The following is a 12,414-nucleotide window of genomic DNA, read 5'->3' on the forward strand; positions in this document are numbered from 1 at the left end:
GTGTATTTCGTCCGCACCGCCGGCGAGCGCGACCTGGAGAAGGTCCGCGCCCTGCTGGTGGAGAGTTTTCACGCCACCTATGATGGCCTCCATGGCAGAGCAAAGGTCGACGAACTGACCGCGCAGCTCTTTTCGCCGGCGGCGCTGAAGGCGCGCCTGGTGCGCAAGGATGCCGAATTCCTCGTTGCCGACGACGGCCGCACTATCGGCGGCATGGGCTATGCGGCGATGTCGCACGAACTGACGAAGACGGTCATGCTGCATCTTCTCTATATCGCTCCGGCGCTGCAGCGCCAGGGCATCGGCCGCGATCTCTTCGCCGAACTCGAAACCTGCTTTCCGGATGCGGAGATCATGCGTCTCGAAGTCGAGCCGCAGAACGCAGCCGCGATCGCCTTCTATCACGCGCACGGCTTCACCGAGGTCGGCCGCAACGAAAATGACGGGGCCGGGCAATCCGGCATTCCGGCGCTGATCTTGGAAAAACCGCTCGAAGGGCATTAGGTCGATGGCGGCCGTCTTGTCCGAGATGTCATTCGCCGGGCGCGCGGGCAGGGGATCGGCGCTGGAATGATCGAGTTCGCCATTGCCGAGGCAAAAGGCCGCGGTATCAAGCGGGTAGCGCTGACCTCGAATGCGATCCGCAGGGATGCCCATCGATTCTATGAAAGACGGGGCTTCACGCCCTCGCATCTGGGCTTCAAGATGGCTTTGAAATGACCTTTGGCTGTGGTGGAATCGCTGGACAATTCGGCTTGGCGACGGCATAAGCGAGGAAACGAATTCTGGTTTGGCCCGCATCTGGCGGGCACAAGGAAAAGACATGTGGAATCTTCTGGTTCAGACCTTTACCTGGTGGAACAGTCAGACGATGGGCACGCGTTTTGCGACCTGGCGTTTCGGCAAGCGCGTCGGCGAGGATGAATTCGGCAACGTCTATTATGAAGGCGGCATGTCTTCCTACGGTCTGCCGAAGCGCTGGGTGATCTACAAGGGCTATGCCGATGCCTCCGCCATCCCGCCGGGCTGGCATGGCTGGATGCATCATCGCACCGATGTTCCGCCGTCCAAGGAAAACTACGTCGCCAAGGATTGGCAGAAGGCGCACCGCCCCAACTTCACCGGTTCTCCGCAGGCCTATCGTCCGCCCGGCTCCATCGCCGTTCCGGGCGAGCGTCCGCGCGTCACCGGCGATTACGACGCCTGGACGCCGGGCAACTGAGACGGCTCGACCGAGCTTCCTCTGGCTCGGCTTTTGGCCACAATTGACCTTTACCCGCAGGTTGGCCGCGCTTGACCGCGGCCGTGAACGAAGAATGTCTGGAGACGGGTACACATGAAGCTCTTCACGCGGAACATGGTGCTGCGTGGCGCCGGGGCGCTGCTGGCGCTCTCGGCCCTGCTTCCGCCGGTTGCGGCCAATGCCGCACGCATCGAAAACCCGGTTGCCGTCTTCTCCGGCCTCGACAAGATCACCGGCCGCATCACCACATTCGACGTCTATGTCAACGAGACGGTGCAGTTCGGCGCGCTGCAGGTGACGCCGAAGGCCTGCTATTCGCGCGACCAGGCCGAAGCGCAGAAGATCGACGGTTTCGTCGAAGTCGACGAGATCACCCTCGACCGCAAGATCCGCCGCATCTTCACCGGCTGGATGTTCGCCGCCAGCCCCGGTCTCAACGCCGTCGAGCACCCGATCTACGACGTCTGGCTGAAGGACTGCAAGGCAAACTCGGATGTCCCGGCCCCCGACAGCACGAAGGCGACAGCGCGCTAAAGCGCATCGCGATCTTTCAGATTCGCTCCTTGCGCTTTAGCTCTTTGTTTCACGCATGTCGTTGCGGCAAAAGCGCTTCGCGCTTTGCCCGGCAAAACCGCTGCACAGTTTTGCGCGACATGCTTTGGCGCAGCGCGCAAGCCTTATGCGGTGGGTGTCTTGTTCCTCGTGAAAAGACTCTTGGCAAAGCGAAGCGCGCCGCCAGCCACGACGACGATGAGGATGCCGGCTTTTTTCAGGAAGACGGCGGCAAGCGCCAGCAACCCCACCTTTGCGGCAATCTTGGCGCCGGCGCCTGCGGCGATCATTCCTGCCATGCCGTAGGCCGCGATCTTGTCGCCTTCGACATAGTCCGTATAGGCCATTCCCGTGTCGAACTGCACGAGCGTCGTGACGGTCGGAATGACCGCCTCGATCTCCTTCAACTGATTCAGGCCGGCAACGAAGTCGAACTCAAATACCCCCTGGCGGCCGAGGGTCCGCACGGAATAGTTCAGGGTGTGCGGCGCTCGCATGTCATCGCCGAACAACAGATCGCGCGCCCAGTGCATCGCATGCGCGGATTTGTCGTAATGCGGCGTCGAGGCCCACCCGATAAGCGTGATCTTTTGAAAACCCTGCTTCTCGCGCTCGACGTTGTTTTCCCGGATGGAATCTTTGATGTTCTGCAGCAGTTCGTCGTAATTGGTCGTCGCGGCATCGGCGTCGGAGACATAGCCGTCGGCGCTGTATTGCACGATGGAACCCCAGGCCTCGATATCGGTCGGCGCGTATTTGGCCGGGAAGATCATCCCCATCGTTCCCTCCGCCGCCTGCGGGGGATTTCCCCAGATATCGACGAGCACCTTCTTCGTGTCGGCGGAATTGAGATAATAGAAGCCTTGGGGCACGTTCAGCGTCGCCTTTGCCTCAGGCAGCTTGATCGCCCCCTGCTGAAAATCCAGCTTCTGCAGTAATGGTTTTTCCGCTTCGGAAAAATCGCTCCTGTCCGGGAACATCTCCTGGTAAGGTCGCGCGCCGGCCTGGCCCGTGAACAAGGCGAAAAGGATCGCCGCCGCAAAATATCGTCTCAAAATTCTATCCCCCATTGCATTTTCCGAAACCTACTCAAATCGGCTGGAAAATCAACGCAGGGATGAAACGATCGCGCTTAAAACTTCAGGTGTGGCGATTCCATCGCGGCTTCAAGCAGCACGCCATAATCGGCCTTCGCAACGTCGATCGCGCCGAACGTCTTCAGGTGCTCGGTGGTGAACTGTGTATCGAGCAGCGTGAAGCCTCTTTCCCGCAGTCGCTCGACCAGATGCACGAGGCAGATTTTCGAGGCATCCGTCCGGCGCGAAAACATGCTTTCGCCGAAGAAGGCCGAGCCGAGCGAGACGCCGTAGAGACCGCCGACCAGATCATCGCCGTCCCAGGCTTCGACGGTATGGGCATGGCCCATGTCGAACAGCGTCGCGTAAAGGGACCTGATCGTCCTGTTGATCCAGGTGCTCGGGCGACCGGATGTCTCCTCCGCGCAAGCCGCGATCACCTGATCGAAAGCGTGATCGAAACGGATCTCGAAGGGTTTCCTGCGCACCGTCTTTGCAAGGCTCTTCGACATATGGAAATGGTCGAGCGGCAGAACGCCGCGTAGTTCCGGTTCGACCCAGAAAATCTCCGGGTCGTCGGCGGATTCGGCCATCGGGAAGAGGCCGATGGAATAGGCGCGCAGGAGAATTTCAGGGGTAATGCCTGGTGACTTCCTGCGCGATCCTGCCATTCCTGCCCTATGTCGCCGGTGTGTTGGCGAGGTAGTGTTCCAGCCAGTGGATGTCGTAATCGCCGTTGGCGATATCCTGGTTGGAGACGAGATCCTGGAACAGCGGCAGTGTCGTATTGATGCCGTCGACGACGAATTCGTCGAGTGCCCGGCGCAGCCGCATCATGCATTCGACGCGGGTGCGGCCGTGCACGATCAGCTTGCCGATCAGGCTGTCGTAATAGGGCGGGATCTTGTAGCCCTGATAGGCGCCGGAATCGATGCGCACGCCGAGGCCACCCGGCGCATGGAAATGCGTGATCGTACCGGGCGAGGGCACGAAGGTGCGCGGGTGCTCGGCATTGATGCGGCATTCAATGGCATGACCGGAAAAATGCACCTCGTCCTGCGTTACCGAGAGACCGCCGCCGGAGGCGACGCGGATCTGCTCGTGCACGAGGTCGATGCCGGTGATCGCTTCGGTGATCGGATGCTCCACCTGCAGGCGGGTGTTCATTTCGATGAAATAGAACTCGCCATTCTCGTAGAGGAATTCGATCGTCCCGGCGCCGCGATATTTCAGCTTCTTCATGGCGTCGGCGCAAACCTGGCCGATCTTCATGCGCTGCTCGACGTTGAGCGCCGGCGAATTCGCTTCTTCCCAGACCTTCTGGTGGCGGCGCTGCAGCGAGCAGTCGCGCTCGCCGAGATGGATGGCATTGCCTTCGCCGTCGCCGAACACCTGGATTTCGATGTGGCGCGGCTTGCCGAGATATTTTTCCATGTAGACGGCATCGTTGCCGAAGGCGGCTGCCGCTTCGGTGCGCGCCGTCGACCAGGCCTCGATCAGGTCGGCCTCGCTCTTGGCGACCTTCATGCCGCGTCCGCCGCCGCCGGCTGTTGCCTTGATCAGCACCGGATAGCCGATTTCGGCGGCCGTCCTCAGCGCATCCTCTTCGGTCTTCACTTCGCCGTCCGAGCCCGGAACGACGGGAATGCCGAGCTCAAGCGCCGTCGTCTTGGCGGTGATCTTGTCGCCCATGATGCGGATATGGTCAGCCGTCGGCCCGATGAAGGTGATGCCATGGGCTTCGAGAATATCGGCGAATTTGGCGTTCTCCGACAAAAAGCCGTAGCCCGGATGCACGGCATCGGCGCCGGTGATCTCGCAGGCGGCGACGATCTGGTGGATATTGAGGTAGCTCTCGCGCGAGGAGGGCGGACCGATGCAGACACTTTCGTCGGCAAGCCGCACATGCATGGCATCGGCGTCGGCGGTGGAATGAACCACGACGCAGGCAATGCCGAGTTCCTTGCAGGCTCGAAGCACGCGAAGGGCGATTTCCCCGCGATTGGCGATGAGGATTTTCGAAATCATGGGCATCGGCCTATTCGATGACGACGAGGGCTTGGCCGTATTCGACGGGATGTCCGTCATCGACGAGAATCTCGGTCACTTTGCCCGACTTCGGCGAGGGGATCTGGTTCATCGTCTTCATCGCTTCGATGATGATCAGCGTCTGGCCTTCCTTGACGGTCGCGCCGACTTCGATGAAGGCCCGCGCGCCGGGAGCCGGAGCCATGTAGACGGTGCCGACCATCGGTGCACTGACGACATTCGCGGGGTTGCGGGCGGGAGCTGCAGCCGGCGCGCTTGCTGCTGCCGGGGCAGCGGCTGCGGGTGCGGCATAGGCAGGTGCCGCGATCGGCGCCTGGACATATTGCTGGGTGCCGGCGCGCGAGACGCGGATGCGCAGGTCGTCCTGCTCGACTTCGATCTCGGTCAGATCGGTCTCGTTGAGGATATTGGCGAGATCGCGGATCAGTGCCTGATCGATACCCGATTTCTTTTCAACCATGGTGTTGCCCTGTCTTCTTCTTATGCCGTGATGTTCTTCAGCGCCTGGAGCGCCAGGATGTAGCTGTGAGGCCCGAAGCCGCAGATCACGCCCTTGCATGCGGGCGCGATCATCGACTTGTGGCGGAATTCTTCCCGTGCATGGACGTTGGATATGTGGAGCTCGATGACGGGAACTGATATAGCGCGGATCGCATCATGCAGCGCGACCGATGTATGCGTATAGGCGCCTGCATTGATGGCAACGCCGGCGGCCTTTTCGTCGGCCTCGTGGAACCAGTCCACAAGCGTGCCTTCGTGATTGCTCTGGCGGAAATCGATATCGAAGCCGAGTTCGCGGCCGGCGGCCTTGCAGTCCGCCTCGATGTCCTTCAGCGTCTTGCCGCCATAAATGCCGGGCTCTCGTTTACCCAGCATGTTCAGGTTGGGGCCGTTCAGGACAAAAATCGTTTGCGTCATCGAATGTTCCGTAAAATGCACGACGGCAACCTATAGACTCCGCGAAGGCTGAATGAAAGCCCTTACGGATTGGCAGCAGGAATCGCGCCACATTTGTCCACATGGTTGAAACGCTTCGATTTTGGCGATTTGATGGGCAGCCGTCCGGCGGCTGACCGCTCAGCAGGCGGTCTTGCCGCAGCTGCGCATATTTTTGACCTTGGCTTCGAGATCGTCGAGCCCGACGGCGCCCGGCACCAGTTCGTTGCCGATCACATAGGACGGCGTGCCGCTGATGCCGAGACTGGAGGCGAGCTGGTAGGTCGCCTGCACGATGCCGTCATTCGGGCTCTTGGCCATTTCGGCGCGGATCTTGTCCTCACTGACACCGAGTGAGGCGGCAACCGCGATCGCCGTTTCATCGGAAGCGCGGCCTTCGGTGCCGAGAAGGGCGACGTGGAAATCGGCATATTTCTCCGGCGCCAGCTTGCGGAAGGCGTCGGCCACCTTATGGGCGGCGACCGAATCCGGCCCAAGGATCGGAAATTCCTTGAGCACGAAGCGGACGTTCTTGTCCTTCTTCAGCATCGCCTGCATGTCGGGAAGCGCGTGACGGCAGTAGCTGCAGTTATAATCGAAGAATTCGACGACGGTGACATCACCCTTGGGGTTGCCGAGCGTGACGTCGTTCTTCGACTCGAAGATCTCGGTGGTGTTCTCGTCGATCGCCATATTGGCCTTTACCAGCCGCTGGGCTTCCTGCTTCTTCTGCAGCGCATCCTGGACCTCGAGCATGATCTCGGGATTTTCGATCAGGTATTGCTTGATGAATTCGCCGAACTCCTTCTTCTGCTGGTCATCGAGCGCTGCTGCCGGAAACGGAAGGGCGATCGATGCGGCAAGCGCCAGTGCGGTGAAGGTTTTCGGAAGAAAGGCCATGATATCCTCGTCGACGGCGATGGGTCGTCTCTTCATCGAGATGACCGTCGCCGGGTTAATGGACTTGAAGGCGTCGCGTCAAGGTACGGCGCGTCGGGTTCTGCTCAAACAGGAATTTTCACCTCCGCGCGGCCCTCGCGGGATTGTGATGAGCCGATTAATGCGGCAATTGTCAGGCCATCATTGCAGAAGCCGAGCGAGAAGCGATCTTGTTTTCCATATCGAAACGCAGCGAAGTCGAGCCCTTTCATGCCATGGACGTGCTGGCGGAGGCGACGAAGCGGCGAGCGGCCGGCCACCCCGTGATTTCGATGGCGGTCGGCCAGCCCTCGCATCCGGCCCCTCAGGCAGCCCTCGAAGCAGCGCGCGCAGCCCTTGCCGAAGGCCGGATCGGCTATACCGATGCGCTGGGGACGGCGCGGCTGAAATCCGCGCTTGCCGGGCACTACCGGGAACGCCATGGCCTCGAGATCGATCCCATGCGGATCGCCATCACCACCGGCTCCTCGGCAGGCTTCAATCTCGCCTTCCTGTCGCTCTTCGATGCCGGCGATGCGGTGGCGATCGCAAGACCCGGTTATCCCGCCTGTCGCAATATCCTCGGTGCGCTGGGCTTGCAGGTTGTCGAAGTGCCGGTAACCGCCGAGACCCACTTCACCCTGACGCCTGAGAGCCTCGAGGCGGTGCAGAAGCAAAGCGGCGTGAGGCTGAAGGGCGTGCTGCTGGCGAGCCCCGCCAACCCGACCGGCACGGTGACCGGCCGCGATGGGCTGAAGGCGCTTGCGGATTACTGCGCGGCCCATTCCATCGCCTTCATTTCCGATGAAATCTACCACGGGCTGACCTTTGCCGGCGAGGAGGCGAGCGCGCTGGAGCTGACCGACGAGGTGATCGTCATCAACTCCTTCTCCAAATATTATTGCATGACCGGCTGGCGAATCGGCTGGATGGTGCTGCCGGAACGGCTGGTGCGGCCGATCGAGCGGGTAGCGCAGAGCCTCTATATCTCCCCGCCCGAACTTTCCCAGATCGCCGCCACGGCCGCGCTCGGCGCCGGCGTCGAGCTTGACAAAGTCAAAGCAAGTTATGCTGCCAATCGCCACCTGCTGCTCGATCGCCTGCCCAAGATAGGCCTTGCGCCGGCTTCGCCGATGGACGGCGCCTTTTACGCCTATCTCGATGTCTCGCGCTTCACCAATGACAGCATGGGTTTTGCCAAACGCATGCTCGCCGAAATCGACGTCGCCGCAACACCCGGTCTCGACTTCGACCCGCTGGAAGGGCATCGCACCCTGCGCCTGTCCTATGCGGGCTCTGAAGCCGAGATCGCCGAAGCGGTGGAGCGAATCGCAGCCTGGTTAAAGTAGCGCTTCTACAGGGCGAGCGGCTGCCCGCTCTCGTATCGTTTTAACTGCGCGATGAAAACAGCGAGGCCAGCGTCGAAGACGGCTTGTTGTTCAGCCGAGGCACGACCACGAGCTGCCTGATGTCGCCGCGCTTGTAGGCAGCGAGGAAGCGCTTGTAATCCTTGAAGGAGACGCAGCCGTTGGAATCGCCGTTCTTGCCGAGCATGTAGGTGTGGGCGAGCAGGCCGACACGGTCATAGATGGCATCCGAGCCCTCGAGCGGCGTCAGCCGCAACGCTTCGACACCGTGGAAAAGGCTTTCACGCACGGTGAGGGCGTAGGTATGCGGCGGCGTCGGCCCGCGCATCTTCTTGTTTGCGTAACGCGGGTTGTCGCGCATCTTGCCGAGACCGGAATGAGCTTCCAGCCTCTCGCCGTTCGGCAGATAGACCGTGCTGTTTTCGATGTCGTAGATGGCCACACCGGCGCGCAGCTTCGGCGAGAAGACCGGCTTGTCGTAGCGCGGTACCGCATCGTCCTGGTCGTCTTCGATCGGCGAGTTCGGCTGGGCATAGGCAAGGGCGGGCTCGCCGCCGCGCTGCGAACCCTTGGCGGCCGGCGCCGGCTTGCCGATAAGGCCGTCGGGACGCGCCATCGGCAGCGGCACCGAATCTTCCTCCGGCGTCAGCACGAGATCGAAAGGCTGCGCGCCATCCGCAGCCGCAACGACCACCGGTGCGGGCTCCGAGGCTGGAATTGTCGCCGTTCTGACGGGAGATACAACTGGTTCGACGGGCGGCGGCGAGATTTGCCGGGATCCCGCATCGGCAAGCGCCAGCAGGGCGGGGACTTCGGCGGCGGCGACGGCCTCCTTCGAGGGAACGATGACCCGGTCGCCATCGTCTTCTGCCGTCTCCGCCGAGGCCACCTCGACCGGCGACGGTGCGACCACATCGTCCTTGTGGAATTTGGCGCTGTCGGAAATCGCGGCAACCACAGGCTGCTCGGCAGGGGCAAGCCGATTGTGTTTTGTAAGCGCAGCCAGGGCTGTTGCGGCAGCATTGGTCTTCAGCGCATGCGATTGGACGAGGTCAGCCGTCAGGGCGACGACCGGCTTGGCATCGAAGGCTGCCAGCCGATCGGCTTTGCCGACATGGATCAGTCGCTCGTGCGTCGCCGGTTTGGGCTTCGGCGCCAATGCGACCTGGGTGAAACTTTCAGGCGGAGAAACCGGCGCGGCCACAGAATGCATCGTCGCCAAGGTCGCGATCAGCCATGTGGAGGTCAGAAATCCGGCGCCGACGACGCCGTAAAGAAAGCCACGAGATCTGCGTAAACGAAAAGCAGATCCGCCAAGAGGGGTGACGTCATCGAACGTCCCAACCGCAAACGCCATACTACACTCGTCTTTCAAACTCGCTACGCAGGCCGGCGGCACTGACTGATTACACTTTGCCGGGGCCGGTAATGGCGCAAATGGGCCGAATTTAGACCACTCGCGACATCCGACTGTTTCGCAAGGATGACGAATTATGGTTTCTAATTTGTTTACGCGGGATTGCTCTTTCTAACGATGTCTCAGAAGAGATGAGGGGAGGCGTCTCAGACGCGTTCCATCACGTAACTTCCCGGCGCTTCCTCGATCGCGTTCAGCGCATCGCCGCCCGGTTTGCGCGCGGGCACACGCCTGCCGTCATGGGTCTCGATCCAGGCCCGCCAATGCGGCCACCACGACCCCGGCGTCTCGGTCGCTTGCTCGATCCAGGTCTCGTACTCGCCCTTGGCGGGGCCGCCTGTCCAGAATTGGTACTTCTTCTTGTCGGGCGGATTGACGACGCCGGCGATATGTCCCGAGCCGGTGACAACGAATTCCACCTTGCCGCCGAAAAACTGGCTGCCGAGGAAGACTGATTTGGCGGGCGCGATATGATCCTCACGGGTGGCGAGATTGTAGATCGGGATCTTCACGTCCTTCAGCGACACCGGCTTGCCGTCGAGGATCATCTCATTCTTTGTCAGCGCGTTCCGGAGATAACAGTTGCGCAGGTAGAAGGCATGGTTTGCCGCTGCCATGCGGGTCGAATCGGCGTTCCAGAACAACAGGTCGAAGGGCAGGGGCTCCTGGCCCTTGAGGTAACTGTTGACGAAATAGGGCCAGATCAGCTCGGAGGCGCGCAGCATGTTGAAGGCCATCGACATCTTCGAGCCGTCGAGATAACCGGCCGCCTGCATATGCTCTTCGAGCGCTGCAAGCTGCTCCTCGTCGACGAAGACCTTGAGATCGCCGGCATGGGTGAAATCGACCTGGGTGGTGAAGAGCGTCGCGGTTTTGATGCGCTTGTTCTTCTCCTTGGCGTGCAGCGCCAGCGTTGCCGCCAAAAGCGTGCCGCCGACGCAGTAACCGACGGCGTTGACCTCTTTCTCGCCGGTTGCCTTCTCGATCGTCTCGAGCGCGAAATCGATGCCCTCGCGGGCATAGGCCGCCCAATCCTTCTCGGCGTGGCGCGCATCCGGGTTGACCCAGGAAATGACGAAGACCGTCTGCCCCTGGTCGACGCACCACTTGATGAAGGACTTTTGCGGATTGAGGTCGAGAATATAGAATTTGTTGATCCAGGGCGGGCAGATCAGCAGCGGCCGCTTCAGCACCGTTTCGGTCGAGGCCTCGTACTGGATGATCTGGCAGATGTCGTTCTGGGCGATCACCTTGCCCGGCGTCAGCGCCATGTCGCGGCCGACGGCGAATTTCGTCATGTCGGTCTGGCGCAGGCGAAGATCGCCATGTCCGGCAGCGATATCCTCGGCGAGCATCTTCATTCCCCGCACCAGGTTTTCGCCGCTGGTGGCGATCGTCTCGCGGTAGAGCTGCGGATTGGTGGCGACGAAATTGCTCGGCGAAAGGGCTGCCGTGATCTGCTTCACGTAGAAGCCGGCCTTGTGCTTGGTGTGCTCGTCGAGGCCGTCGGTCTCCGACACCATCTTCTCCGCCCAATCCGATGTGACGAAATAGACCTGGCGGAGAAAATCGAAGAACGGGTTCTTCTGCCAGTCCTCGTCGGAGAAGCGTTTGTCCTTGCGGGTGTCCGGTTCCGGAGGCGAGGGCTCGCCTTGCATGCGCTGCATCGAACGCATCCAGATGCCGAAAAACGAGGACATCAGCTGCGTCTGTGCCTCGAAGGTGCGGCGGGGATCGGCAATCCAGTATTCGGTGACCTTGGAAAGCGTCTTGACCATGTCGGTCATCGGATCGACAGCGGTTTCGCTGATCTCGCCGCGTTCGCGCGGCGCAAGCCAGGCGGACGCTGCCTGGCCGAGATTTTCGAGTGCCCGGGCGAAATTCTTCGCCATGGTCTCGGGATCCTTCAACAGATAGGGATCGAGATCGCTCGCGTCGAAACCGGCTTTGCCGCCATTCTTCTGGCCGCCATTCTCCTGCTTGCTGTCGGTCACCATTTCCTCCGGCGGCAGCACTCTTTTTATCCAATCGTTGTACATCGTGATTGAACGAGAAAACAAGTTCCACTCGCGCCGGCTCATGCTATTGCTTTGTGGCTGCGACAAATTTAACAGTCGACGCAGTCAGAACTGGATTTTGAGGCATGACGAAGAACGGCATTCGGCGCATCGCAACCTTCAACCGCATCGCATTGATCTGCGTCGCGGCGGCGATGACTCTGGCCGGATGCAATCTGACGGCCGAGCAAAAGGCCGCAGCCGCCGCCAAGCGAGCGGCGCCGACCGCCGTCGTCATGCCGGCCACCAAGGGCGATGCGGTCGAAGGCGGCCTGGCAAAGTCGCCGGACGGCTATCCGAATTTCGGCGCGCCGCTGACGGCCGCCAACGTCCAGATGAGCGACGAGCAGGCAGCCGAACTGCAGCATCAGCTGACCGCTCTTGCCGCCCGGCGCAAGGCCGGCACGATCTCGGAAGCCGAATATCAGGCCAAGGCCGCCGAAATGCGCCGCTTGGCCGCCGAGCACGGCGCTGATACGCTCTCCGAAATCTCCAAATAGACCTTGCCTTTCAGGCAATTTGCACGCAAAGCCTTCCGGATGGATCGGAAGACAAGATTTTCCCGATAATGCGCTTTATGCGGCTTTTCCGTCAAAGATTTGCCGCGTGTCTTGGGTCTGATGAATACGGCGTTGCGATTCTGAAGTTCGTGTCGCAGCCGCCGGGAGACGGAACGAACTTCGACTGCGGCCCGAAAGCCGCCTTTCCATGGGGAATGAAATGGAAGAGTTTCACAAAGTCCGGCGTTTGCCGCCTTATGTTTTCGAACAGGTCAACCGTTTGAAAGCAAGCGCGCGAG

General features: G+C 61.0%; 14 protein-coding genes and 1 pseudogene. 6 read left to right on the plus strand and 9 right to left on the minus strand.

Translation table 11 applies throughout. The features are described from left to right. The 4 genes and pseudogenes from AF337_RS25265 (at window position 1) to AF337_RS25280 (ending at window position 1,777) form a co-directional block, all read left to right on the plus strand. Window positions 1-504, plus strand: coding sequence for a GNAT family N-acetyltransferase (locus tag AF337_RS25265; RefSeq protein WP_049734297.1), 504 nt, complete (start codon window positions 1-3; stop codon window positions 502-504). A gap of 42 nt (window positions 505-546) precedes the next feature. Next, window positions 547-720: pseudogene (locus AF337_RS25270) on the plus strand (GNAT family N-acetyltransferase); the annotation flags it as partial. 103 nt (window positions 721-823) lie between these two features. Further along, window positions 824-1,222, plus strand: a complete 399-nt coding sequence (locus AF337_RS25275; RefSeq protein WP_049734298.1) for an NADH:ubiquinone oxidoreductase subunit NDUFA12 — start codon at window positions 824-826, stop codon at window positions 1,220-1,222. 114 nt (window positions 1,223-1,336) lie between these two features. After that, window positions 1,337-1,777 (plus strand): DUF2155 domain-containing protein, encoded by a 441-nt coding sequence (locus AF337_RS25280; protein WP_049734299.1) that lies wholly within the window; start codon window positions 1,337-1,339, stop codon window positions 1,775-1,777. 143 nt (window positions 1,778-1,920) lie between these two features. On the opposite strand, the gene AF337_RS25285 is transcribed toward AF337_RS25280, so the two are convergent. The 6 genes from AF337_RS25285 to AF337_RS25310 form a co-directional block, all read right to left on the minus strand. Next, a complete protein-coding gene (locus tag AF337_RS25285; protein ID WP_184344302.1) occupies window positions 1,921-2,850 on the minus strand; it encodes a DUF2167 domain-containing protein in 930 nt (309 codons plus the stop codon). Between the two features lie 77 nt (window positions 2,851-2,927). Beyond that, window positions 2,928-3,542 carry a leucyl/phenylalanyl-tRNA--protein transferase gene (gene aat / locus AF337_RS25290; protein ID WP_049734301.1) on the minus strand — a complete coding sequence of 205 codons (615 nt, stop codon included), beginning with the start codon at window positions 3,540-3,542 and terminating at the stop codon, window positions 2,928-2,930. 7 nt (window positions 3,543-3,549) lie between these two features. Continuing rightward, window positions 3,550-4,905 (minus strand): acetyl-CoA carboxylase biotin carboxylase subunit, encoded by a 1,356-nt coding sequence (gene accC, locus AF337_RS25295; RefSeq protein WP_190238080.1) that lies wholly within the window; start codon window positions 4,903-4,905, stop codon window positions 3,550-3,552. Window positions 4,906-4,909: 4 nt separating this feature from the next. Continuing rightward, complete coding sequence (accB, locus tag AF337_RS25300) at window positions 4,910-5,380, minus strand: acetyl-CoA carboxylase biotin carboxyl carrier protein (RefSeq protein WP_049734302.1); 471 nt, start codon at window positions 5,378-5,380, stop codon at window positions 4,910-4,912. A gap of 20 nt (window positions 5,381-5,400) precedes the next feature. Beyond that, the gene (gene aroQ, locus AF337_RS25305; RefSeq protein ID WP_049734303.1) at window positions 5,401-5,838 is read right to left on the minus strand and encodes a type II 3-dehydroquinate dehydratase; all 438 of its coding nucleotides are present in this window, start codon (window positions 5,836-5,838) and stop codon (window positions 5,401-5,403) included. 159 nt (window positions 5,839-5,997) lie between these two features. Next, complete coding sequence (locus AF337_RS25310; RefSeq protein WP_049734318.1) at window positions 5,998-6,756, minus strand: DsbA family protein; 759 nt, start codon at window positions 6,754-6,756, stop codon at window positions 5,998-6,000. A 209-nt stretch (window positions 6,757-6,965) separates the two neighbouring features. Between AF337_RS25310 and AF337_RS25315 the strand changes: the two genes are divergently transcribed. Then, entirely contained in the window at window positions 6,966-8,123 is a 1,158-nt protein-coding gene (locus AF337_RS25315) for a pyridoxal phosphate-dependent aminotransferase (protein WP_049734304.1), read from the plus strand. A gap of 40 nt (window positions 8,124-8,163) precedes the next feature. Here the strand turns inward: AF337_RS25315 and AF337_RS25320 are convergent, their stop codons facing one another. Continuing rightward, the gene (locus AF337_RS25320; protein WP_049734305.1) at window positions 8,164-9,498 is read right to left on the minus strand and encodes a DUF2778 domain-containing protein; all 1,335 of its coding nucleotides are present in this window, start codon (window positions 9,496-9,498) and stop codon (window positions 8,164-8,166) included. A gap of 206 nt (window positions 9,499-9,704) precedes the next feature. After that, window positions 9,705-11,555, minus strand: coding sequence for a PHA/PHB synthase family protein (locus AF337_RS25325; protein ID WP_244471308.1), 1,851 nt, complete (start codon window positions 11,553-11,555; stop codon window positions 9,705-9,707). Window positions 11,556-11,701: 146 nt separating this feature from the next. Between AF337_RS25325 and AF337_RS25330 the strand changes: the two genes are divergently transcribed. Next, window positions 11,702-12,115 carry a hypothetical protein gene (locus tag AF337_RS25330; protein ID WP_049734307.1) on the plus strand — a complete coding sequence of 138 codons (414 nt, stop codon included), beginning with the start codon at window positions 11,702-11,704 and terminating at the stop codon, window positions 12,113-12,115. A 91-nt stretch (window positions 12,116-12,206) separates the two neighbouring features. Here AF337_RS25330 and AF337_RS44570 read toward each other — a convergent pair. Continuing rightward, the coding region (locus AF337_RS44570; protein WP_210168076.1) for a hypothetical protein at window positions 12,207-12,414 on the minus strand (208 nt) is incomplete at its 5' end.

This window comes from Rhizobium ecuadorense (assembly GCF_001187535.1).
Lineage (GTDB): Bacteria > Pseudomonadota > Alphaproteobacteria > Rhizobiales > Rhizobiaceae > Rhizobium > Rhizobium ecuadorense.

Coding starts and splice junctions, on each gene's coding strand:
- AF337_RS25275 (WP_049734298.1), top strand. CDS start 824: ATGTGGAATCTTCTGGTTCAGACCTTTACCTGGTGGAACAGTCAGACG.
- AF337_RS25280 (WP_049734299.1), top strand. CDS start 1,337: ATGAAGCTCTTCACGCGGAACATGGTGCTGCGTGGCGCCGGGGCGCTG.
- aat (WP_049734301.1), bottom strand. CDS start 3,542: ATGGCAGGATCGCGCAGGAAGTCACCAGGCATTACCCCTGAAATTCTC.
- accC (WP_190238080.1), bottom strand. CDS start 4,905: ATGCCCATGATTTCGAAAATCCTCATCGCCAATCGCGGGGAAATCGCC.
- accB (WP_049734302.1), bottom strand. CDS start 5,380: ATGGTTGAAAAGAAATCGGGTATCGATCAGGCACTGATCCGCGATCTC.
- aroQ (WP_049734303.1), bottom strand. CDS start 5,838: ATGACGCAAACGATTTTTGTCCTGAACGGCCCCAACCTGAACATGCTG.
- AF337_RS25310 (WP_049734318.1), bottom strand. CDS start 6,756: ATGGCCTTTCTTCCGAAAACCTTCACCGCACTGGCGCTTGCCGCATCG.
- AF337_RS25320 (WP_049734305.1), bottom strand. CDS start 9,498: ATGGCGTTTGCGGTTGGGACGTTCGATGACGTCACCCCTCTTGGCGGA.
- AF337_RS25325 (WP_244471308.1), bottom strand. CDS start 11,555: ATGGTGACCGACAGCAAGCAGGAGAATGGCGGCCAGAAGAATGGCGGC.
- AF337_RS25330 (WP_049734307.1), top strand. CDS start 11,702: ATGACGAAGAACGGCATTCGGCGCATCGCAACCTTCAACCGCATCGCA.